The sequence below is a fragment of the Streptomyces parvulus genome (genome assembly GCF_014648855.1).
Lineage (GTDB): Bacteria > Actinomycetota > Actinomycetes > Streptomycetales > Streptomycetaceae > Streptomyces > Streptomyces parvulus.
Map to the genome: position 1 here is coordinate 464,528 of NZ_BMRX01000004.1, position 21,135 is coordinate 485,662.

The window sequence follows — 21,135 nt, forward strand, 5'->3', positions numbered from 1 at the left end:
CCCGGTTCGCGTTTCCCGATTCGCGATCTCTAACCCGGGGGCGCGTCCGCGATCCTCAGCCCCGGGGCGCGACGCGGATGCTCAGGTCGGTGACGCGGTGCGGGGTCCAGTCGCGGGCGTAGCCGGGCGGGGTGCCGCCGGGGCCGGTGACCGCGGCGACGGGGATCCGGCGGGCTCTCTCGGTGATCTCGGCGGCGGTGGTGTTGCCGTTGTTGCCGCCGGTCTCGCCGGACGAGCAGCCGGCGTAGTAGCCGATCGGGATCGCCTCGTGGCCCGTGACCAGACAGGGCGGGCGCACACCGAGGCGGTGGAGTTCGCGGGCGACGCGGGTCCAGTCCTGGCGGCTGTCGGTGTTGCGGTTGACGGTGCCCACCAGGACGGCGGTCTGGACCGCGAGATGCCCGGCGACGGCCAGGGCGACCAAGGGCGCGAGCACCGGCCGCCACCGGCCGCGGCCGTCCCTGACCAGGTGCCACAGGGCGTCGGCGACGGGGAGGGCGAGCAGGGCGTAGGCCGGCTGGAGGAAGCGGGGCGCCGCGTAGCCGATCATGAACAGATAGGGCAGCGCCGAGGTCACGGCGCAGGCCAGGGGGAGCAGGGTGGGGACCGGCCGCCGGGCCCGGACCGCGACGGCGACGCCAAGGAGGACGACCAGCGGGAGGAGCAGCCACCACAGGACGACGGGCAGGTCGGGCATCGCGCCCGTGCACGGGCGGCACAGCCCGCGCCCGCCCAGGCTGCGCAGCTGGTCGTCGACGGCGAGGTTCCAGCCGAGGCCGCCCTGGATCTCGGAGGCCCGGGACAGCCGTTCGGCGAGGCCGCCGTGCCAGGCGTACGCCTCGGCCACCCACTCCAGTCCCCCGGCCGCCAGGCCTCCCGCCAGGGCGAGCAGCGGTGTCCGGCGGCGGCGCGCGAGAGCGAACAGCAGCAGGGGTACGGCCACCCAGACCGCGTCGGCCGGCCGCATCAGGGCCATCAGCGCGGCGCCCGACGCCACCCCCCACAGCGCCCGCCCGCCGGCCCCCGCGCCGAGCACCCGGACGAAGCAGCCCACGCAGATCAGGGCGCCGACGGCCACCCAGTAGTTGGGCATGGCCTGCGGGCCGTAGAAGAGGGTCACCCACAGGGTGGCGAAGAAGGCGCCGGCGGTGGCCAGGACGCGGACCGGGAACAGGCCGCGCCAGGCGCGCAGGGCGAGGTACAGGCCGAGGCCCGAGAGCACGGCGAGGTAGACGCGCAGCAGTTCGGTGGAGGCCGACCAGGAGGCGACGGGCGCGACCAGCAGGGGGACGCCCCGGGAGCGCGGCGCGCTGAAGAAGGCCGCGGGGTGCTGCGAGGTCACCTGGCTGACGTACACCGTCTCGTCCCAGCCGAGGCCCATCGAGGGGGGCACGAGGAGCAGTTGGGCGACGGTGAACACCGCGGCCACGGCCGCGAGCGGGAGGTGGACGCGCCGGCGCCCCGGGGTACCGGACGGCTCCGTGCCGGCCCGCCGTCCGCCGACGAGGGTGGCGTTCGCGCCCTCGGCCATCGTGCACCCCTCACCCCCGCGCCGGGCGGGGCCGCTCGATCCTCACCTCCCGTCGCCCGGAACGGAAGCCCGGGAATCCGGAGAACAAGGTCAAACTAACCCGCGGCCCGGCGGAGTGCGGGGCGGTATTCGGCCAGTTGGGCAGTGCCGTACGGCACTGCCCCGGGCTCCGGCGCGATCCGGTCAGAGGGCGTTGGGACGGCGGTGCGGGGGCTGTTCGGGGGTGGGGCGCCGCTTCGGCGCGGTGACCGGCAGGGTGACGGGGCCGTCGCCGTTCACGTGCACCTCGGTGCCGGCGTGACTGATGGTCAGGGGGTCACCGGTCAGCAGCGTGTAGGTCGCCCGCTCCGACTCGATCTCCACGCTCAGGCACCGGCCGCGGAACTGGAGCCGGAAGGCCAGCCGGCTGAACTTCTCGGGCAGCCGCGGAGTGAACCGGAGGCTGTCGCCTTCCCGCCGGGTGCCGCCGAACCCGGCGACCAGGGCCAGCCAGGTCCCGGCCAGCGAGGCGATGTGGAGTCCGTCGCGGGTGTTGTGCTCCAGGTCCGCCAGGTCCATCAGGGCGGCCTCGGAGGCGTAGTCGTAGGCCAGGCGCAGGTGTCCCGTCTGGGCGGCGACGATGGCCTGGCAGCACGCGGACAGCGAGGAGTCCCGCACGGTCAGCGGCTCGTAGTAGGCGAAGTTCGCGGCGATCTGGTCCTCGTCGCAGTGGGCGTCGAACCAGCTGCCGCAGGTGTACATCGCCAGCACCAGGTCGGACTGCTTGATCACCTGCTTGCGGTACAGGTCGAAGTAGGGGAAGTGCAGCATCAGCGGGTACTGGTCGGCGGCCGTCGAGGCGAAGTCCCAGCGCTGGTAGCGGGTGAAGCCCGCGTGCTGCTCGTGGACGCCGACCTCCTCGTTGTACGAGATGTGCACGGACTCGGCGGCGTCCCGCCAGGCGGCGCTCTCCTCGTCGTCGACGCCCAGCCGGTTCGCCTCGTCGGGGTGGCGTTCGCAGGCGTCGGCCGCGGCGAGGAGGTTCGCGCGGGCCATGAGGTTGGTGTACGTGTTGTCGTCCGCGATGGCGCTGTACTCGTCCGGGCCGGTGACGCCGTCGATGTGGAAGACACCGTGGTGGTCGTGGTGGCCCAGCGAGCGCCACAGCCGGGCCGTCTCCACCAGGAGTTCCAGGGCGGTGTCGCGTTCGAAGTCGGTGTCGCCGGTCGCCGCCGTGTAGCGGACCGCCGCGTGCGCGATGTCGGCGGCGACGTGGAAGGCCGCGGTGCCGGCCGGCCAGTAGGCGGAGCCCTCCGAGCCGTCGATGGTCCGCCAGGGGAACGCGGCGCCGCGCAGCCCGAGCTGGGCGGCGCGGTCCCGGGCGGCGGGCAGCGTCCCCTGGCGCCAGCGCAGTGCCTCGGCGACGGCCTTGGGCGCGGTGTAGGTGAGCACCGGGAGCACGAACATCTCGGTGTCCCAGAACGCGTGGCCGTCGTACCCGGAACCGGTCAGCCCCTTGGCCGGGATGGCCCGCTGCTCGGCGCGCGCCCCGGCCTGGAGCACGTGGAACAGCGCGAAGCGCACGGCCTGCTGGATCTCCTCGTCGCCGTGCACCTCGACGTCCGCGCTGGCCCAGAAGTCGTCCAGATAGGCGCGCTGTTCGGCGACCAGACCGTCCCAGCCGCCGTGCGCGGCGGCGGCCAGCGCCGCGTCGACCTGGTCGCTCATGGCGGGCCTGGAACGGGCGCCCGACCAGCCGTGGGCGACGGTCTTCTGCACCCGCAGCCGCTGCCCCGGCTCCAGTACCGAGGTGATGGTCAGCCGGGCGACGTCGTCGACGCTCTCCGCGCTGGTGCCGGTCTCTCCGGGGCCCTCCACCACGTGGTCGGCGGCCACGGCGACCCTGAGCCCGCTGCTCCGGGTGCGGTGGACCAGGAGCAACCGCGTCCCCAGGGCCAGGTGCTCCTCGGGCTCCAGCGGGGACTGGAGCGCCTTGGCCGCCCTGGGGTCGCCGTCGGGGTCGGGCAGGCTCTCGTTGGCGACGAGTTCCGACTGGATGACCACCCGGGTGCGGCTGTCGAGGGGTTCGACCTCGTACTCCACCGCGGCGATGGCGCGCTGGGTGAGGGAGACCAGCCGGGTGGAGCGCACCCGGATGGTGGTGCCGGCGGGCGAGGTCCACTCGCAGCTGCGCTCCAGGACGCCGCGCCGCAGGTCCAGGGTGCGTTCGTGCTTGCGGAGCCGTCCGTAGCGCAGGTCGAAGGGCTCGTCGTCGACGAGCAGCCGCAGCAGCTTGCCGTTGGTGACGTTGATGACGGTCTGCCCGGCCTCCGGGTATCCGTAGCCCGCCTCCGCGTAGGGCAGCGGGTGCAGCTCGTGGACGCCGTTGAGGTAGCTGCCGGGCAGGCCGTTGGGTTCGCCCTCGTCGAGGTTGCCGCGCCAGCCGACGTGCCCGTTGGACAGGGCGAAGACGGACTCGCTCTGGGCCAGGAGGTCGAGGTTGAGGGCGGTCTCGCGCACCCGCCACGGTTCGACGGTGTACGTCCGGTTGGTGATCACGCGCGGCCTCCCAGCTCGGCGAGGTCCTTGACGACGCGGTCGGCTCCGTGGGCGTAGAGGGCGTCGGTCTGGCCGACGCGGTCGACGCCGACGACGTAGCCGAAGTGGCCGGAGCGGCCCGCGTCCATGCCGGCCAGCGCGTCCTCGAAGACGGCGGCGCGGGAGGGGTCGACGCCGAGGTCGCGGGCGGCGGCGAGGAAGGTGTCGGGGTGTGGCTTGCCCGGCAGTTTCCGCTCGCGGGCCACCACGCCGTCGATCCGCACGTCGAACAGGCCCTCGGCGTCGATGGAGCGCAGCACGTCCCGGGTGTTGGCGCTGGAGGAGACGATGGCGGTGGCGAGGCCGGCGGCGCGGACCGCGTCGATGTACCGCAGCGTGCCCTCGTACGGCTCCACGCCGTCGGTGCGGATCTTCCGCAGGACCAGTTCGTTCTTGCGGTTGCCGACGCCGTTGACGGTGGTCGCGTCCGGCGGGTCGTCGGGGCCGCCCTCGGGCAGGTCGATGCCGCGGGAGGAGAGGAAGGAGCGGACGCCGTCGGCGCGGGGGCGGCCGTCGACGTACTCGTCGTAGTCGGAGTCGGTGAACGGGCGGAAGTCCGCTCCGTCGCGCTCGCGCAGGAAGGCGTCGAACGTCTCCTTCCAGGCGGCGGCGTGCACCACCGCCGTCCTGGTGACGACCCCGTCGAGGTCGAAGAGACAGGCCTGGATGTCCTCGGGAAGTCCCAGCTGCGTACTCATACCCCCCACAGTTCCCCGCCGGGGCGCGTCCCATCGGGTGACACACTGTGCGGTGTGCCGCTGACCTTCGACGACCTCCTCGCCCGCGCCCGTGGCCTCCCCTCGGACGGGCGCCGCGCCGTGCTCGGCATCGCGGGCGCTCCCGGCGCCGGAAAGTCGACGCTGGCCGAGCGCCTGGTGCGGGAGCTGAACGGGGCGGGCGAGCCGTGGGCGGCGCACGTGCCCATGGACGGCTTCCACCTGGCGGACGCCGAGCTGGACCGGCTCGGCCGCCGGGACCGCAAGGGCGCGCCGGACACCTTCGACGCGGCCGGGTACGCGGCGCTGCTGGGCCGGCTGCGCGAGGAGGACGGCGACGTCGTGTACGCGCCGGGCTTCGAGCGGGTGCTGGAGCAGCCGATCGCCGGGGCGGTGCCGGTGCCGCCGTCCGCGCGGCTGGTCGTGACGGAGGGCAACTACCTGCTGCTCGGGACCGGCGCGTGGGCGCGGGTGCGGTCCCGGCTGGACGAGGTGTGGTTCTGCGGGCTCGCGGAGGACGAGCGGATCCGCCGGCTGGTCGCCCGGCACGAGCGGTTCGGCAAGTCCCCCGAGCGGGCGCGCGCGTGGGCCCTCGGCACCGACCAGCGCAACGCGGACCTGGTCGCGGCCGGCCGCCACCTGGCCGACCTGGTGATTCCCGCGGAGGCGACGGGCCGTCGCTAGTCGGCGCCCGCCACCCGGGGGCGGCCCGTCATTCCTCGGTGTAGTCGTCCGGGTGGACGTGCGCCTCCTCCAGGGCCTCGCGCAGGGTGCGGCCGGTGCCGCCCGGAGGGCGCGGCGACTCCTGCGGGCGCCGGTCCTCGGCGGCGTCGGCGCTTCCGGTGCTGTCGGTCTTCGGCCGGTTCTCTTCCGGGACGGTCATCGCGAAGGCTCCTCGTGAAGGTCTGTGTGCGGTCTGTCGTCCGCGGGCCCGGGGCCCGCGGGGTCCTACGACGCGGCGGGTTCCCGGCCCGCGCTCCGTCATCCCCCGTCGGGCGGGCCCGCCGGACCGCCGTGCCGGACACGGGGGGTGAGCTATGTTGACCTTCGTGGGAGACAAGGGAGGCGCACCCGTGCCATCGCCGCAGCAGGCACGCGCACAGGCATCGGCGATCACCTCGGGCCGGACGGTCCCGGAGACGGCGGCCTCCCCCACCTCCCGGCTCCGGACGCTGTTCGACCGGCCCCGACTCTCCCCCGGGCAGCGGCGCATCGCCCAGTACCTGATCGAGCACCTGCACGAGGCGGCCTACCTCTCGATCACGGACCTCGCCGACCGGGTCGGCGTGAGCCAGCCCTCGGTGACGCGGTTCGCGTCGGCGGTGGGCTTCAGCGGCTACCCGGCGCTGCGGGAGCGGCTCCAGTCGATCGCGCTGGGCAGCCGGGGCTCGGTCGCGGCCGAGGAGAGCCGGGGCAACGAACTCCAGGCGGCGGTGGACGCGGAGATCGAGAACCTGGAGAACCTGCGGCGCGACTTCGCCGACGCCGACCGGGTGATCGACGTCGGCCGCAGGCTGGCCGACTCGGTACCGCTGACCGTCCTCGGGCTGCGTATCTCCGTCTCGCTCGCCGAGTACTTCGCCTACGCCGCCCGCCGCGTCCACCCCGACGTGCGCCTGGTGACCCGGGGCGGCAGCGTCGCCTACGACGCCCTGCTCCAGTCCCGGGAGGCCGGCGGCACCTGGGTGCTGGCGTTCTCCATGCCCCGGCACGCCCACGAGACGCTCGGGGCGATCCGGGTGGCCCGCGGCGCGGGGCTGAAGGTCGCGCTGATCACCGACCTCGCGCTCGGGCCGCTCGTGGACGAGGCCGACGTCACCTTCGCCACCGGCACCGGGTCGCGGCTGGTCTTCGACTCCTACGCGGCGCCCGGCGTGATGTGCGCGGCCCTGCTCCAGGCGATGACCGACGCCGACCCGGAGCGGACGCAGGCGCGGCTGGAGGAGTACGAGCAGGTGGCCGACCAGCACCACTTCTTCCTGCGGGACTGAGCCGCGAGCGGCACGCCGTGGCCCCGGCGAGGGGGCGGCGTGGAGATTGGTCGGCGCATACGTGCACGATCTCCGGCAAAGCAGGCATGAATGTTTTCATACGTCTTGCAAACCGGATGGCATATATAAATACTGCTCACGGATCGCGACCCGGCCGCCCCGGACCGCGTCCACACCTGCCGCGAACGTCTCCGGACGCCGATTCCTACCCGCTCCGGCGCACCGGGACGTTCCGGACGGGCATCGCCTGCGCGAGCGCCCGCGGCGGTCCCGGTCGTCCCCTGGACCGGGACCGCCCCAATCCGTCGCCCACCCCGTCGACGCCGCACACCCGGAAGCGATGATCATGCCCCTGACGACCACGCGCATCAGCCCGGACTGGCCCTGCCAGGTCAAGACGCCCGGCAGCTACGACTGGGAACGCTCGGCGGCCAAGTGGCTGCGCGAACTGGTGCCGGCCCGGTACGCCGGCTACCCGGCGTTCATCCGGCACCCCGTGCTGCTCGCCCGGCACGCGCAGATCCAGGTGCAGCACGAGATCAGGGTGGCCCGCACCGCTCTGCAGACCGCACGCGCGGACCTGCCGAGGCTCGGGCTGCACGAGGGGGTCATCGAGCACACCGTCAAGCTGTACGCGGCGGAGGTGCTCCAGCTGCAGCACATCGCGCGCAGCGTACGGGCGGTCACCGAGGCCCTGGCCGAACGGGGGTCCACCGGACGCTGAGCCGGCGCCCGGGTCAGTACGCCCGGGGCGCGGCGGCCCCCGCGGGCCCCGCCGGTCCGGTGGCCAGCAGGCGCCGCAGGGCAGTGCGCAGGGCGCCGACGAACGCGTCGCGGCCGGTGTCGTCGAGGGCGTCGAGCGACAGGTACGGGTTGAGGTCCTCCAGCTCGACCAGCAGCAGTTCACCGTCCGGCGCCCGGCAGGCGTCGACGCGCTGGATGCCGTGGTCGAGGCCGTTCCACTCGATGAACCGCCGTGCGAAGCCGAGGTCGGCCACGGTGGCGTCGTAGGGCTCCAGCCGCCAGCGCCGCTCGGGGTGCGGCGCGTACAGGGCGTACTGGAAGTCGTGGTCGACGAAGTAGAAGGACACCTCGTACGCGAAGTCGACGCGCGGCTGCACGAGCAGGTCCCCGGCTCCGGCGCCCATCACCTCGGCGACCCGGCCGGCGGGGACGATCCGCAGGCCCGCGGAGTCCGCGCCGAGCCGGGGCTTGACGACGTACTCGTCCGCGTCGGGAAGGCGGTGCAGGTCCTCGGCGCGGTCGGCGGTGGGGATGACGGGGAAGCCGGCGGCGGTCAGGTCGAGCAGGTACTGCTTGCCGGCCATGTCGGCCCTGCCCGTGAGCTGGTTGTAGACGAGGGTCCCGCGTTCGGCGGCGCGTTCGCGGAAGGCGTCGTAGGCCGCCTTGTGGCCGAGCACGGGGCCGCTGTTGCGCACGACCACGGCGTCGAAGGCGTCGAGCAGCGCGGCGGCCTCCCCGGGGTGGCACAGGGCGAGGTCGAACTCCTCGCGCAGGCGCGAGGTCAGGAAGATGTCCTCGTCGCAGTAGCGCCGTCCGCGTGCCTCGTAGGCCAGGTCGGTGACGTACAGGAGGCGGGGGCGGGCGGGCGGCATGCGGGCTCCTCGGTGCTGATCGGAAGTGATCGTATGCGACCGGACTCGACATGCGGCAAGGGCACTCAGTTCCCTCCTCCCGCTGCACTCAGTGCCATGATCGTCGGCGAGCTGCTACGTTCGCCCTCATGAGCACCAGCAGTGCGGCGCCCCGCCGCGGGGACGGGACGGACGCGCCGGGTGCCCGGCCGCCGATGCGGGAGGCGCTGGTCGCGGCGGCGTTCCAGCTGTTCCTGGAGCACGGCTACGAGCAGACCACGGTCGACGACATCGTGGCCCTGGCCGGCGTCGGACGGCGGTCCTTCTTCCGCTACTTCCCGTCCAAGGAGGACGTGGTCTTCCCGGACCACGAGCGGTGCCTGGCCGACATGACCGCGTTCCTGGCCGACTCGCCGGCGGACGCCGACCCGGTGCGGCGCGTGTGCGACGCGGCCCGTCTGGTGCTGCGCATGTACGCCGAGAACCCCGACTTCTCGGTGCAGCGCTACCGCCTCACCAAGCGGGTCGCCGGGCTGCGCGCCTACGAGTTGTCGGTGGTGTGGCGCTACGAGCGCGCCCTGGCCGGGTATCTGCGCGCGCGCCTGGAGGACCGGCCGGACGGCCGGCTGCGGGCGGACGTGATCGCGGCCGCGGTGGTCGCGGCGCACAACAACGCCCTGCGCGGCTGGCTCCGTTCGGACGGCCGGGACGACGCCGGCGCCGCGGTGGACCACGCGCTGGGCCACGCACAGGCCGTCTTCGGCGACGCCCCCGCGGCGCCCCGGGGCGGCCCGCCCGGCGACCTGGTGGTGGTGGCCGCGCGGCGCGGAACGCCCCTGTGGCAGGTCGTCCGGGAGATCGAGACGGCCTTCGCGGACGATGCGCCGCCCAACTGAGGGTACGGAGTACCTTTACGTGTGACACTGAGTGCCATACGCTCTGTCGCGTGCACGGTGGCACGGTGAGCCGCGCACACGCGTGCCCGGTGACCGCGCACGCGGGATTCCGGCCCGAGTGCAGGGAGTTGACCAGCGTGTACCACCACTCAGGAAACGTCGCTCAGCGGACGGCCGGCTCCCCCACGGGTGTGCTCGAACCGCAGGCGCCCGACACCGAGGCCGTCTTCTACCAGCGCTGCACCTGGTGCGGCACCGCGATGTACCACCGCGTGCTGTGCCCGGTCTGCCGCGGCAGCGAGCTGCGGACGGAGCGCAGCGAGGGCACGGGCACGGTGCGCCACGCCACGGTGGTGCACCGCAACAGCCCGGCCGCGCGCAACGTGTCGCTGATAGAGATGACCGAGGGCTTCGTGCTGCGCGGCCGGGTCATGGGCCCGCTCATCGGCATCCACAGCGGTGACCGGGTACGGCTGTCCACCGCCAAGGACCCGGTGCGGGGCGAGCCGGTCTTCCAGCTGGTCGACGAGCCCTACCGGGCCTGGACCTGAGGGCGGGTCAGGACGCGGGCGGGGCGGGCGTGATGCGGATGCCCAGGGTGCCGTCCAGTCCCCGGCGCAGCCGGCTGCCGAACAGGGTGAGCCGGCCGAGGACGCCGTACTTGCGGGCGAGCATCCTCCGGTAGCGGGCGGTGGTGGCCGGGTCGCAGATCTCCGCCGTCCCCGGCACCTGCTCACCGGTCGGCCGGCCGCGCACGTCGCAGGGGCCGACGAGCACGTCGGCGCGGTTGCGGACGCGCTTGACCTTCCAGGAGTCGGCGGCGGTCCAGACGCCGAGCGCGTCGCCGTCCCGTACGACCCACACCGGGGTGGCGACCGGGGTGCCGTTCTTCCGGTAGGTGGTGACCAGCAGGTACTTGCCGGCGCCGAGCCGGTCGAGTGACGCGTCGTCCATGGTCGGCAAGTCTAGGCCCCGGTCCCCGGTGTGTGCCGTGGCGCCCGCCCCCGGTCCAGGGCCGCGCGCATCCGGTGCACCGCCTCCGTGATCACCTCCGGGGAGGTCGCCAGGTTGAGCCGCACGTGTCCCGCTCCGCCGCTGCCGAAGGGGATGCCGGAGCTGAGGGCGACCCGGCCCCGGTCGAGGAAGACCTGCGCGGGGTCGTCGCCGAGGCCCAGCGCGCGGCAGTCCAGCCAGGCCAGGTAGGTCGCCTCCCCAGCGCGGTGGACGACCCCGGGAAGGTGCTCGGCCAGCAGGCCGGTGAGCAGCCGCCGGTTCTCGTCGAGCCCCGCGAGGACGGCGTCCAGCCAGTCGGTGCCGTCGCGCAGGGCGGCGGTGTGGGCGAGGACGCCCACGTGGCTCGGGCCGTGCGAGACCTCCTCCGGCATCCGGGCGAGGTCGTCGGCGGCACCGGGTCCGGCGAGGGCGAGCGCCGCCTTGAGCCCGGCCAGGTTCCAGCCCTTGGACGCGGACATCAGCGCGAGACCGCGCTCCGCGCCCGGCACGGCGAGGTAGGGCGTGAAGCGCGTGTCGCCGGTGACGACGGGGGCGTGGATCTCGTCGGCGACGACGCGGACGCCGTGGCGCTCCGCGAGGGCGGCGACCGCGGCGAGTTCACCGGCGGTGTGCACGGTGCCGGTCGGGTTGTGCGGGCTGCACAGCAGGTACGCGGCCCGCCCGCCGCCGGACACGGCACGGCGGAAGGCCTCCTCGAGCGCCGCGAGATCGAGTCGCAGGTGGGGGCCGAGGGGCGCCTCGACGACGCGCCGGTCCAGGTGGGTGACGAACTGGTAGAAGGGCGGGTAGACGGGCGGGTTGACGACGACGGCGTCGCCGGGCTCCGTGACGAGCTTGAGCATCTCGACCACGCCCAGCATCACGTCCGGCACGATCGCCGTGCGCTCCACGGCCAGGTCGTCCCAGCCCCACCTCTTGCCGGCGAAGTCGGCGAGGGCCTCGGCGTAGCCGGTTCCCGCGGGGTAGCCGGTGTCGCCCAGTTCCATGGCCCCGGTGACCGCGCGCACGACGGCGGGGGCGAGCGGTACGTCCATCTCCGCCACCCACAGCGGCAGCACGTCCGCGGGGTGGGTGCGCCACTTCATGCTGGTACGGCGGCGCAGCTGGTCCAGGGTGAGTGCGTGCAGGGGGTTGGGGACACCGGGCCGGTGGGGCGGGATGCGGGTCATGGGGCTCAAGATAGGTCGCGCGGCCGGGCGGCGAAACAGGGCGCCCGGCCCGGTGAACGCCCGCGCGCCCGTCCCCGTATGGGAGGAGGGCGCTGCACGTCCGAAGGCCCCCGCGGTGGTGACACCGCGTGTCGGGGTTCGGGAGCGCACGTATGAGGCACGCACGACGACGCATCGTCCGGCGGGTGGCACGGCTGGCCGCGGTCGGCGGACTCCTGGTCGGGGGGACGATGGTCACCCGGGCCGTGGCGAGCGAACCGCCGGACGCGTCCGCGGCGCCGCACACCCTGTCGCGGACGGCGTCCGGCGCCGGTCTGGTCGCCGAGCTGGGCGACGAGCGCACGGCCGGGCACTGGGTCGGTACCGACGGGCGGCCGGTCGTCGCGGTCACCGATGAGCGGACGGCCGGGACGGTGCGGCGGTCCGGCGTGGCGGCGAAGGTCGTACGGCACAGCATGTCGGAGCTGAGGTCGGCGGCCTCGACGCTGCGCGCGGCCCCCCGGGTGCCGGGGACGGCCTGGGCGCTCGACTACCGGTCCAACGAGGTGGTCGTACGCGGCGACCGGACCGTCTCCCCGGCCGCCTGGTCGCGGCTGACGGGCGTGGCGGAGGGCATCGGCGGCTTCGTCCGCATGGAGCGCACCGAGGGCACCTTCACCACGCGGCTCAACGGCGCGGAGCCGATCCTGTCCACGGCGGGGCGCTGCTCGGCGGGGTTCAACGTGACGGACGGGCGCGCCGACTTCATCCTCACCGCCGGTCACTGCGGGCCGACCGGGTCGGTCTGGTTCGGTGACGGAGGCGGCGGCCGGCAGGTCGGCAGGACGGTCGCGGGCAGCTTCCCCGGGGACGACTTCTCCCTGGTGGAGTACGCGAACGGCAAGGCGGGGGACGGGGCCGGGGTGGTGGCGGTGGGCGACGGCAAGGGGGTGCGGATCACGGGCGCCGGTGAACCGGCCGTCGGACAGCGGGTGTTCCGCAGCGGCAGCACCAGCGGGCTGCGCGACGGGCGGGTGACGGCGCTGGACGCGACGGTCAACTACCCGGAGGGCACGGTGAGCGGGCTGATCGAGACCGACGTGTGCGCCGAACCCGGGGACAGCGGTGGTCCGATGTTCTCCGAGGGCATCGCGCTGGGCGTGACCTCGGGCGGCAACGGCGACTGCGCGAAGGGCGGCACGACGTACTTCCAGCCGCTGCCCGAGGCCATGGAGTCGCTGGGCGTCCGCCTGATCGTCGACGGGCAGCAGGGCGGCGGCCCGGGTGCGGCGCCCTCGTCACCGGCCGCCGGCGCGGCGGCGCCGGGCGCCACGGCGCCCGTGACGGGCGTCGAGGGCTCGACGCTGCTCGCGCGGTTGACGGACCGGCGCAACGTGGGGCCGGGCCTGCTGGTCGTGGCGGGAAGTCTGATGGCGCTGGTGGCCACACGGTGGATCCGTGCCGAGGCGGACCGGAAGGCGTACCGGCGGCACTACGCGTCGACGTGGGGCTGAGCCGGGGCGGAACGAGAAGGGCGTCCGCGTGACGCGGACGCCGCGGGATCGGGACGCGAGGGCGCCGAGGAGTTCCGGACGGCGGTCAGGCGGCCGTGGCGGACTCGGGGGTCGCGCTGGCCCACTCCATGACGAGCCGCTGGTACTCCGCGCGCTGCTCGACGCTCAGTGTCCCGCCCGACCGGAGCCACAGGGCCCGGATCTCCTCGTTGACCTCGGCAGCCGATCGCTCGGAGGAGGGTTCAACAGTGGTGGACATGCTGTGAAGCATACGGCGCCGGACGTGAAGGCGATGTGAGTAATCGCGAGCCAAACGGACATATCAGACCGTGTTACTGGTCACGTCATTTCGCTCATCTGTCAAGGCCCACCTGCGAGTTCGTCGCCGCCGCGTGTGTTCCACCACACACGGGCGGCGACTCCCGGTCCGTGCGCCCGCGGCTCAGGTGCCCGGCTTGCGGCCGTACACGTAGACGTCGTCGTTCTTCTTCAGCAGCGACCAGTACTTCTTGGCGTCGTTCTTCGTCATGTTGACGCAGCCGTGCGAGCCCGGGGGGCTCCAGACGCTGACGCCGACGGAGTGGAAGGCCTGGCCGCCGTCGAAGAACTGGCTGTAGGGCATCGGCACGTCGTAGATGGTCGAGTGGTGGTTGAGGTTGCGCCAGTAGACCTTCTTCAGGCCGGTGCGCGTCTCGTAGCCGTTGCGCCCGGTGCGCACCGGCACCGGCCCGTAGACCAGCTTCCTGCCGTCCTGGATCCAGCTCAGCTGGAGGGTGAGGTCGACACAGGCGATGCGCCCCTTGTTGACCGGGCATTTGCCGGACTTGTTCGGGTTCTTGCCGACGGCCTTCTGCTTCGTCATGAGGTCCATCACGCCCCAGGTGATGGGTCCCGCGTAGCCGGCGTTGGGCGATATGCCGTGCTTGGTCTGGAACGCGCGGATGGCGTTGCAGTCGGCGGTGGACTGCTTGCCGTCGGCCGGGCGGCCGAGGAACTTCTCCACCTTCTTCTGGTACGGGCCCGTGGTCGCCGTGCAGCTCGCCGCCTGGGCCGGCGCGGCGGTGAGCGCGAGTGTGAGCGGTGCCACCAGTGCGGTGACCCCGAGTGCGACGACTGCTCGTCTGTGTGTGTCCCCCATGGCCGGCCTTTCGCGAAGAGGCGGTGACGTGACGGGAGATCGCCGTGGTGCGCCCCCCGGCCTGATAGACAGCCGCCGGGCGGGTTCGGTTGCCCTCCCTCTCCCACTCGCCACGAAAGCGTGACAAACACCACCGCTTTTCCGCCATCCCTCAGTCCGACTCCCCCCATGCGCCCACGGCCCGCCGGAAGCCCGTGTTCACCGCGGTCAGGCCGCCGTCCACGACCAGCGTGGTGCCGGTGACCCAGGACGCGTCGCGCGAGGCCAGGAACGCGACGGCGGCGGCGATGTCCTCGGGCTCGCCGACCCGGCCCAGCGGATAGACGTCCCGTACGGAGGCCAGTTCCGCGTCCCGCCCCTCCCAGGCCGTGGTGCGTACGGTGCCCGGAGTCACGAGGTTGACGCGGACGCCGCGCGCCCCGGCGTGCCCGGCCAGGGTGCGGGTCAGCGAGCCGAGCCCGGCCTTGGCGGCGCTGTAGGCGTGGTTGCCGAAGTCCTGGAGGCCGTTGACCGAGCCGATGCTCACGATCGCGCCGCGTCCGGTGGCCGCGAGGTGGGGCAGGGCCGCGCGGCAGCAGCGGTAGGCGCCGGTGAGGGTGACGTCGAGGTCGCGGGCCCAGACCTCGTCCGGTTCGTCCTCGAAGAGCGGGGCGTCGGGGGTGCAGGCGTAGGCGTTGTTGACCAGCACGTCGAGGGCGCCGAAGCGCTCCACGGCGTGCGCGACGGCCGCCTCGACGGACGACCGGTCCGTCACGTCGCAGCGGAACGCCTCCGCTTCGAGGCCCTGTTCGGCCAGCTCGCCGGCGGTGCGCCGGGCGACCGGGAGATCGATGTCGGTCAGCAGCACCCGCGCCCCCTCGGCGGCGAACCGGCGTGCGGTGGCCGCGCCGATGCCCCGGGCCGCGCCGGTGACGAGTACTCCGTGGTCCGTGAAACGCGTCGTGTCCGTCATGGGCCCGACCGTAGTACCGGTGCGATCAACAGGCGGCTACCGTGCCGCCATGTCCGCATTCCTGCAGCAACTCCCCGCGCTCCTGGGCGTCGTGATCGGCGCGCTCGGTTCGTATCTCGCCGTGGTCCGCAGCGACCGGGCGCGGCTGCGGCGCGAGACCGAGGCGCGCTGGGAGGAGCGCAGGCTGGCGGTGTACGCCGACTACGCGCGGGTCCTGAAGACGTCGGTCACCCTGGCCTACCGGATAGCCGCCCACCTCGGCAACGACCCGCACCCCCATCCCCTCGCCCCGGACGAGGCCGCCGCCGCGCAGGCGGAGGCGGCGGTCTCCCGGGATCCCGCGGGTGAGGCGCTGCTCCTGCTGGGCAGCCGGCAGGTGGTGGAGAAGGCGCGGGTGTGGGTCCTCGCCGTGCTGGAGATGGAGCGCTTCCTGCGCGAGGAGACCCGGGACCCGGCCGCCTGGCAGGTGCTGCTGGAGCGGCACCGTGCCGCGCGGGAGGGCTACTACGGCGCCGTGCGCGAGGACCTGGCCCTGCCGCCCGGACACGGGGCGCGGTGGGCGCTGCCGCCGGTCAGCGGTAGCCGGTGACGTCGGCCGGCCGGCCGGCGTCCTGCACCTCGACGAGGTAGCGCCAGGCGTCCGGACGGCTGCCGTCGAGGTCGGTGAAGCCGTACTCCCGGGCGAGTCCCCCGCTGGAGAGGGAGCGGCCGTTGAACCGGGTGACGTCCGGGTCGGCGGCCAGCGCGGCGACGGCGCGGCCGACGTAGCGGGGCGTCTCCGAGATGGCGAAGTGCGGGACGCGGTCGAGGGCGTCGCGCCAGTTCTCCTCGGCCACGCCGAAGTGGTCGAGCATGATCTCCGAGCGCAGCCAGCCCGGGGTCAGCGCCACGGCCGTCGCGCCGTGCGGTGCGAGTTCGTGGCCGAGGGCGAAGGCCATCCGCAGGACGGAGGTCTTGGCCAGGTCGTAGAAGAAGGAGTTGCGGTAGTTCTCGCGGTTGTACTCGTCGGTGCCGTCGGTGACCTCGACGACCAGTCCGCCGGACCCGCGCAGCAGCAGCGGCAGGGCGTGATGGCTGGTGATCGCGTGCGTCTCGACGGCGAGGCGCAGCAGCCGCAGTCCTTTGTCGAGGTCGTGCTCCCACACGGGGCTGTCCCACTCGAAGAGGTTCTCGCCGCCCCAGATGTCGTTGACCAGGATGTCGAGGCGGCCCTGCTCGCGGGCGACGCGGTCGACGAGCCGGGCGACCTGCTCCGGGTCGAGGTGGTCGGCGGGGACGGCGACACCGTGGCCGCCGGCCTCGGTGACCAGGTCCGCGGTGTCCTCGATGGTCTCGGGGCGGTCGTACTCCGAGCGCCGGGCGCGGGTGCTGCGGCCGGTGACGTAGACGGTGGCGCCGGCCGCGCCCAGTTCGACGGCGATGCCGCGTCCGGCGCCGCGGGTGGCTCCCGCGACGAGTGCGACCCTGCCCGCCAGGGGACTCTTCGGTGACTGTGCCATGTCCGGCTTCCCGTTCCTCTCCCGCACGAATGCTGTCGGGTCCGAGGGTGCCCGGGAAGCCGGACATCTTCTGTCACCTTTTCCGCGTGTCCCGCGCGGGATCAGTGCCCGCGGGCGATCCACTCCTCCAGGTGCGGGGCCTCGGCGCCGATGGTGGTCGGGTCGCCGTGCCCGGTGCGGACCTCGGTCTCCGGCGGGAGCGCCAGCAGCCGGTCGCGGATCGAGTCGATGATGGTCGGGAAGTCGGAGTAGGACCGGCCGGTGGCGCCGGGCCCGCCCTGGAAGAGGGTGTCCCCGGTGAAGACGGTGCCGAGGCCCGGGTCGTACAGGCAGACCGCGCCCGGGGCGTGCCCGGGGGTGTGCAGGACGGTCAGGTCGGCGCCGGCGGCCTCGATGACCTGGCCGTCGTTCAGCCAGGCGTCGGGGTCCCGGTCGGGGTGGGTCTGGCGCCACAGCGGCAGGTCGTCGCGGTGCAGCCAGATGGTGGCGCCGGTGCGGTCGGCCAGGGCGGGCGCCGCGCCCACGTGGTCGTTGTGGCCGTGGGTGCAGACGATGGCGGTCAGGCGCCGGTCGCCGACGGCATCGGCGATGGCGTCGGCGTCGTGGGCGGCGTCGATGACGACGACCTCGTGGTCGTCGCCGACCAGCCAGACGTTGTTGTCGACGTCCCAGCTGCCGCCGTCGAGCCTGAACTGGCCGGAGGTGACGAGGCGTTCGATGCGGGCGGCCATCACAGCACCACCACCGAGCGGAGCACGTCACCGGCGTGCATGCGGTCGAAGGCCTGCTCCACCTCGTCGAGCCGGATGGTCTCGGTGACGAACTTGTCGAGCGGGAGGCGGCCCTGGAGGTGCAGGTCGACGAGCATCGGGAAGTCCCGGGAGGGCAGGCAGTCGCCGTACCAGGAGGACTTCAGCGAGCCGCCGCGCCCGAAGACGTCCAGCAGCGGCAGTTCGAGCTTCATCTCGGGCGTCGGTACGCCGACCAGGACGACGGTGCCGGCCAGGTCGCGGGCGTAGAAGGCCTGCCGGTAGGTCTCCGGGCGGCCGACCGCCTCGATGACGACGTCGGCGCCGAAGCCGCCGGTCAGTTCGCGGACGGCCTCGACGGGGTCGGTCTCGCGGGAGTTGACGGTGTGGGTGGCGCCCATGGAGCGGGCGGTCTCCAGCTTGCGGTCGTCGATGTCCACGGCGATCACCTTGGCCGCCCCGGCGAGGTGGGAACCGGCGATGGCCGCGTCGCCGACGCCGCCGCAGCCGATGACGGCGACGCTGTCGCCGCGGCCGACGTTCCCGGTGTTGATGGCGGCGCCGATGCCGGCCATCACCCCGCAGCCCAGCAGGCCCGCCACCTGCGGGGAGACGGAGGGGTCGACCTTGGTGCACTGTCCGGCGGCGACCAGGGTCTTCTCGGCGAAGGCGCCGATGCCGAGGGCCGGGGACAGCTCCTGGCCGGTCGAGGCGAGGGTCATCCTCTGCTCGGCGTTGTGGGTGTCGAAGCAGTACCAGGGGCGGCCGCGCAGACAGGCCCGGCAGGTCCCGCACACGGCACGCCAGTTGAGGACCACGAAGTCGCCGGGGGCGACGTCGGTGACGCCCGCGCCGACCGACTCCACGACACCGGCGGCCTCGTGGCCGAGCAGGAAGGGGTAGTCGTCGCTGATGCCGCCCTGCTTGTAGTGCAGGTCGGTGTGGCACACCCCGCAGGCCTGGACCTTGACGACGGCCTCGCCCGGGCCGGGATCGGGCACGACGATGGTCTCGATCCGCACGGGCTCGTCCTTGCCCGGTGCGATCACGCCGCGTACTTCCTGCGCCATGCTTGTGACCCTTTCCTCGGCCGTTCAGCGTCACCCCGACCCTACGCGCAACGGATCGGCGCGGGGCCCGCGACGGTGCGGCGGGTTCACGGCCGGGTTCGCGGCGGCCGGCGGGCGGGCTCGCCGGCCGTGCGGGAGGTCAGCCCAGGGCGGGGACGGCGCCGAAGAGCGGCGAGACCAGGCCGGTGACCTGCTGGAGCTGGTCGAGGTCGTCGAGGCGGTTCAACTGCTGGGAGGGAAGCGGCATCCGGGCGCGGTCCTCTGCGGGCATGTCGCCCACCGCGAGCGAGTCGAGGGTGTCGGTCACGCTCAGCTTCTCGGTGCCCAGCGGGCCCGCGCTCGCCGCGCTCGCCATCGGGGCGGCGAGTGCGGTGACACCGGCGGCGAGCCCGACAACGGCGGCGATACGTCGTGTGGAGATCATGCCGTGCGCAACGCCGCCGGGCCGTGGGCGGACACGGGCGGCCCATCGGGCTCACCCGTCAGGAGCAGTGCCGCGACCGCGATTGCCCCGGGGGCGCGGAAGGAGGAAGCTCGAAGGAGAGGGCCGCGACGGCCCGTTCCCCCTTCGGGCCCCGCCCCTCGAAGGAGGTCGTCATGAGTACCACGGCAGGCCGGGGCTTCGACGCCGAGGCGCTGCGCCGGGGCATCGAGGGAGACACGGCGGCACCCCTCCTGTCGCTCTACGCGCGCGACGCCCGGGTCCGCATCGTCGACCGGTACGACCAGCCCAGCCACCCCAAGGTCCTGCACGGCCGGCAGGAGATCGCCGAGATGCTCGACGACGTCTACAGCCGGGACATGACCCACCGGATGGAGCGCTGTGTGGTGCAGGGCGATCACGTCGCGTTCACCGAGGAGTGCACCTATCCGGACGGCGTCCGGGTCCTCGCCGAGTCGATGATGTCGCTGCGGGACGGCGAGATCGTGGAGCAGACCACCGTCCAGGCGTGGGACGAGTAGCCCGGGGCGCCGCGGTCACCGGCTCCAGGCGCTGTACTCCATGACGTCGCCCGCCCGCACGCCGTACTCCGGCCGGTCCTCGCTGAAAGTGGTCTCCATGCCGAGGACGGCGCCGGTGACCGGGTCCAGGATCAGCATGCGGCGCACGCCGGACTCCTCGGACACGTAGGCGTGGCCGGGCCGGCCGAGGCGGTCCGTGACCCGGCCCGCGGGGCGCAGCCGGCCGTCCTCGGCGAGGAGCCGGGTGAGCGCGGCCGACTCGCGGGCGCCGAGCGTCCAGTGGTCGAGCAGGAGCGCGGTCGCGTCGAGCAGTTCCGGTGTGCCCGTGACGTCGCCGTGCCGCGCCTCTCCCAGATAGGCGCGCAGTCCTGCCGCGTCGTGCGGCGGCGGGGACTGGGGCGGGGCGTCGCTCCAGCTCGGGGGGTAGGTCCGGTGACGGAGGACGTGGCCGTCCTCGACCAGGCGGGGCGTGCCGTCCTCGTCCCCGCCGAGGACCGGGCGTCCCGGGTGGCGCGGGTCGGTCGCCACGACCAGCTCGGTGTGGCGGCCGTCGGCGGTCCAGCGCACGACGCGTTCCTCGGGGAGCGTGACGGGGGGCTCGTCGTCGGACATGCCGAGGCTCCACGACCGCACGTGCGTGCCCTTGCGCAAGGCGGGCCCGCCGTCGGCCGCGGCCCGTTCGGCACGGTCGGCGAGCCGGTCCAGCGGCAGGGGCGTGGCGTCGGCGAGCACGGCCAGCGGGCGGGGCGCGGCGAGAGCGGGCGGGGCACCGGTGGAGCCGAGCAGCAGCGCCGCGACCGTCACGGCGACGACGGCGGAGGCCGCCAGGCCCCAGGCGGCGCGGACGCGGCGGCGGGCGGGCCGGAGGAGCCGGGCCGCGGGCCGGTGCGGGGCCGTGGACGGGCCGTGCAGCAACTGCTCCAGGTGCTGTTCGGCACGCGCGGGCAGGGGTCCGTCGCCGAGGTGCGGGGCGTCCGCGGGGACGGGGTCGGCACGGCGCAGGAGGTCGAGTTCGTCAGCCATGGCCGTGCTCCTTCGCGGGGGTGGTGGCCGCGGGGTTCCGGGTCCGCCGGGCGGTGTGCGGTGCGGTGGCGGCGGGGTGACGCATGCGGTCGATCTCGGCCCGGAGCCGGGCGCGGGCGCGGTGCAGGCGCATGGCGGCGGCCCTGCTGCCGCAGCCGAGGGCGACGGCGAGTTCGTCCACGCCGAGTTCCTCCCAGGCGGTGAGCCGCAGTACCTCCTGGTCCTTGCCGGAGAGCCTGGCCAGCGCCTCGTGGACCCAGCCGCCCGGCGGCTCCGCCTCGGGTCCGCTGGTGAGGTGCCGGCCGTGCGCGGCGTGGTCGTTGCCGAGCCGGTCGAGGAGCCGGCGGTGCCGGCCCCGGCCGCGCACCGCGTTGGACAGGCAGTTGCGTGCCACCCCGTACAGCCAGGGCAGCGGGGTGTGCGGCAGCTCGGCGCGGCGGCGCCAGGCCACCGTGAACACCTCCGCCACCACTTCCTCGACCTCGCCGGTGCGCCCGTCCAGCCGTCGCGCCACGTAGCGGCTGACCGCCCAGTAGTGCTCGCGGTAGGCAGCGGCGAAGATCTCGTCGTTGCTCATGTCGTGTTCGTGTCCGGCACCCTCGTGATCGTCACAGGAGATCGCGTGACGCTCGTCTCGTCGTACGAGTGTGACGTCCGCGCGGGACACGGACACAGGCGGGGCGTGAGGAACCTCAAGAGCATCAAGTGGCTGACGACCACGGACCACAAGACGATCGGCACGCTGTATCTGGTGACGTC

24 protein-coding genes are annotated in these 21,135 nt (G+C 73.8%); 8 read left to right on the plus strand and 16 right to left on the minus strand.

What is annotated here, in order from left to right; genetic code table 11:
* Nucleotides 1-55: 55 nt before the first annotated feature.
* The 3 genes from IE108_RS10000 to IE108_RS10010 form a co-directional block, all read right to left on the minus strand.
* A complete protein-coding gene (locus IE108_RS10000; RefSeq protein ID WP_064731193.1) occupies nucleotides 56-1,531 on the minus strand; it encodes a hypothetical protein in 1,476 nt (491 codons plus the stop codon).
* Nucleotides 1,532-1,714: 183 nt separating this feature from the next.
* Nucleotides 1,715-4,069: a glycoside hydrolase family 65 protein gene (locus IE108_RS10005; protein ID WP_064731192.1), complete on the minus strand. Its 2,355-nt coding sequence runs from the start codon at nucleotides 4,067-4,069 to the stop codon at nucleotides 1,715-1,717.
* On the minus strand, nucleotides 4,066-4,806 hold the full coding sequence (locus IE108_RS10010) for a beta-phosphoglucomutase family hydrolase (RefSeq protein ID WP_064731191.1): 741 nt from the start codon (nucleotides 4,804-4,806) through the stop codon (nucleotides 4,066-4,068). The genes IE108_RS10005 and IE108_RS10010 overlap by 4 nt, the downstream gene beginning before the upstream one ends.
* 54 nt (nucleotides 4,807-4,860) lie before the next feature.
* Here IE108_RS10010 and IE108_RS10015 point away from each other — a divergent pair, with 54 nt between their 5' ends.
* Nucleotides 4,861-5,508 carry a nucleoside/nucleotide kinase family protein gene (locus IE108_RS10015; protein WP_064731190.1) on the plus strand — a complete coding sequence of 216 codons (648 nt, stop codon included), beginning with the start codon at nucleotides 4,861-4,863 and terminating at the stop codon, nucleotides 5,506-5,508.
* A 28-nt stretch (nucleotides 5,509-5,536) separates the two neighbouring features.
* Here IE108_RS10015 and IE108_RS10020 read toward each other — a convergent pair whose 3' ends face one another.
* Entirely contained in the window at nucleotides 5,537-5,707 is a 171-nt protein-coding gene (locus IE108_RS10020) for a hypothetical protein (protein ID WP_189397606.1), read from the minus strand.
* Between the two features lie 190 nt (nucleotides 5,708-5,897).
* Here IE108_RS10020 and IE108_RS10025 point away from each other — a divergent pair, with 190 nt between their 5' ends.
* Nucleotides 5,898-6,815, plus strand: coding sequence for a MurR/RpiR family transcriptional regulator (locus IE108_RS10025; RefSeq protein WP_064731189.1), 918 nt, complete (start codon nucleotides 5,898-5,900; stop codon nucleotides 6,813-6,815).
* Between the two features lie 346 nt (nucleotides 6,816-7,161).
* A complete protein-coding gene (locus tag IE108_RS10030; protein WP_064732082.1) occupies nucleotides 7,162-7,539 on the plus strand; it encodes a hypothetical protein in 378 nt (125 codons plus the stop codon).
* A gap of 13 nt (nucleotides 7,540-7,552) precedes the next feature.
* Here IE108_RS10030 and IE108_RS10035 read toward each other — a convergent pair whose 3' ends face one another.
* Nucleotides 7,553-8,431, minus strand: coding sequence for an ATP-grasp domain-containing protein (locus IE108_RS10035; protein WP_064731188.1), 879 nt, complete (start codon nucleotides 8,429-8,431; stop codon nucleotides 7,553-7,555).
* A gap of 128 nt (nucleotides 8,432-8,559) precedes the next feature.
* Here IE108_RS10035 and IE108_RS10040 point away from each other — a divergent pair, with 128 nt between their 5' ends.
* Nucleotides 8,560-9,306, plus strand: coding sequence for a TetR family transcriptional regulator (locus tag IE108_RS10040; RefSeq protein WP_079163762.1), 747 nt, complete (start codon nucleotides 8,560-8,562; stop codon nucleotides 9,304-9,306).
* Nucleotides 9,307-9,443: 137 nt separating this feature from the next.
* Nucleotides 9,444-9,857: a Zn-ribbon domain-containing OB-fold protein gene (locus IE108_RS10045; protein ID WP_161342107.1), complete on the plus strand. Its 414-nt coding sequence runs from the start codon at nucleotides 9,444-9,446 to the stop codon at nucleotides 9,855-9,857.
* A 7-nt stretch (nucleotides 9,858-9,864) separates the two neighbouring features.
* On the opposite strand, the gene IE108_RS10050 is transcribed toward IE108_RS10045, so the two are convergent.
* Nucleotides 9,865-10,260, minus strand: coding sequence for a PPOX class F420-dependent oxidoreductase (locus tag IE108_RS10050; RefSeq protein ID WP_064732081.1), 396 nt, complete (start codon nucleotides 10,258-10,260; stop codon nucleotides 9,865-9,867).
* 11 nt (nucleotides 10,261-10,271) lie between these two features.
* The gene (locus IE108_RS10055) at nucleotides 10,272-11,489 is read right to left on the minus strand and encodes a MalY/PatB family protein (protein WP_064731185.1); all 1,218 of its coding nucleotides are present in this window, start codon (nucleotides 11,487-11,489) and stop codon (nucleotides 10,272-10,274) included.
* A gap of 152 nt (nucleotides 11,490-11,641) precedes the next feature.
* Between IE108_RS10055 and IE108_RS10060 the strand changes: the two genes are divergently transcribed.
* Nucleotides 11,642-12,982, plus strand: a complete 1,341-nt coding sequence (locus IE108_RS10060) for a S1 family peptidase (protein ID WP_064731184.1) — start codon at nucleotides 11,642-11,644, stop codon at nucleotides 12,980-12,982.
* An 85-nt stretch (nucleotides 12,983-13,067) separates the two neighbouring features.
* Here IE108_RS10060 and IE108_RS10065 read toward each other — a convergent pair whose 3' ends face one another.
* The 3 genes from IE108_RS10065 to IE108_RS10075 form a co-directional block, all read right to left on the minus strand.
* The gene (locus tag IE108_RS10065) at nucleotides 13,068-13,253 is read right to left on the minus strand and encodes a hypothetical protein (protein ID WP_064731183.1); all 186 of its coding nucleotides are present in this window, start codon (nucleotides 13,251-13,253) and stop codon (nucleotides 13,068-13,070) included.
* A 171-nt stretch (nucleotides 13,254-13,424) separates the two neighbouring features.
* The gene (locus tag IE108_RS10070; protein ID WP_064731182.1) at nucleotides 13,425-14,120 is read right to left on the minus strand and encodes a L,D-transpeptidase family protein; all 696 of its coding nucleotides are present in this window, start codon (nucleotides 14,118-14,120) and stop codon (nucleotides 13,425-13,427) included.
* Nucleotides 14,121-14,271: 151 nt separating this feature from the next.
* Nucleotides 14,272-15,072, minus strand: a complete 801-nt coding sequence (locus tag IE108_RS10075) for an SDR family NAD(P)-dependent oxidoreductase (protein WP_064731180.1) — start codon at nucleotides 15,070-15,072, stop codon at nucleotides 14,272-14,274.
* A 49-nt stretch (nucleotides 15,073-15,121) separates the two neighbouring features.
* Between IE108_RS10075 and IE108_RS10080 the strand changes: the two genes are divergently transcribed.
* Nucleotides 15,122-15,661, plus strand: a complete 540-nt coding sequence (locus IE108_RS10080) for a hypothetical protein (RefSeq protein WP_064731179.1) — start codon at nucleotides 15,122-15,124, stop codon at nucleotides 15,659-15,661.
* Here IE108_RS10080 and IE108_RS10085 read toward each other — a convergent pair.
* From IE108_RS10085 to IE108_RS10100, 4 genes are all read right to left on the minus strand, one after another.
* Nucleotides 15,645-16,571: an SDR family oxidoreductase gene (locus tag IE108_RS10085; RefSeq protein WP_064731177.1), complete on the minus strand. Its 927-nt coding sequence runs from the start codon at nucleotides 16,569-16,571 to the stop codon at nucleotides 15,645-15,647. The genes IE108_RS10080 and IE108_RS10085 overlap by 17 nt on opposite strands.
* A 101-nt stretch (nucleotides 16,572-16,672) precedes the next feature.
* Nucleotides 16,673-17,302 carry an MBL fold metallo-hydrolase gene (locus tag IE108_RS10090; RefSeq protein ID WP_064731175.1) on the minus strand — a complete coding sequence of 210 codons (630 nt, stop codon included), beginning with the start codon at nucleotides 17,300-17,302 and terminating at the stop codon, nucleotides 16,673-16,675.
* Nucleotides 17,302-18,390, minus strand: coding sequence for an S-(hydroxymethyl)mycothiol dehydrogenase (locus IE108_RS10095; RefSeq protein ID WP_064731173.1), 1,089 nt, complete (start codon nucleotides 18,388-18,390; stop codon nucleotides 17,302-17,304). The genes IE108_RS10090 and IE108_RS10095 overlap by 1 nt, the downstream gene beginning before the upstream one ends.
* A gap of 139 nt (nucleotides 18,391-18,529) precedes the next feature.
* Complete coding sequence (locus IE108_RS10100; protein ID WP_064731172.1) at nucleotides 18,530-18,814, minus strand: hypothetical protein; 285 nt, start codon at nucleotides 18,812-18,814, stop codon at nucleotides 18,530-18,532.
* 173 nt (nucleotides 18,815-18,987) lie between these two features.
* Here IE108_RS10100 and IE108_RS10105 point away from each other — a divergent pair, with 173 nt between their 5' ends.
* A complete protein-coding gene (locus IE108_RS10105; protein WP_064731170.1) occupies nucleotides 18,988-19,353 on the plus strand; it encodes a nuclear transport factor 2 family protein in 366 nt (121 codons plus the stop codon).
* A gap of 15 nt (nucleotides 19,354-19,368) precedes the next feature.
* Here IE108_RS10105 and IE108_RS10110 read toward each other — a convergent pair whose 3' ends face one another.
* Both IE108_RS10110 and IE108_RS10115 read right to left on the minus strand, forming a co-directional pair.
* Nucleotides 19,369-20,376 carry a CU044_5270 family protein gene (locus IE108_RS10110; RefSeq protein ID WP_064731169.1) on the minus strand — a complete coding sequence of 336 codons (1,008 nt, stop codon included), beginning with the start codon at nucleotides 20,374-20,376 and terminating at the stop codon, nucleotides 19,369-19,371.
* Nucleotides 20,369-20,953, minus strand: coding sequence for an RNA polymerase sigma factor (locus IE108_RS10115; protein ID WP_079163761.1), 585 nt, complete (start codon nucleotides 20,951-20,953; stop codon nucleotides 20,369-20,371). Before IE108_RS10115 ends, IE108_RS10110 begins: the two co-directional genes overlap by 8 nt.
* Nucleotides 20,954-21,135: the final 182 nt, after the last annotated feature.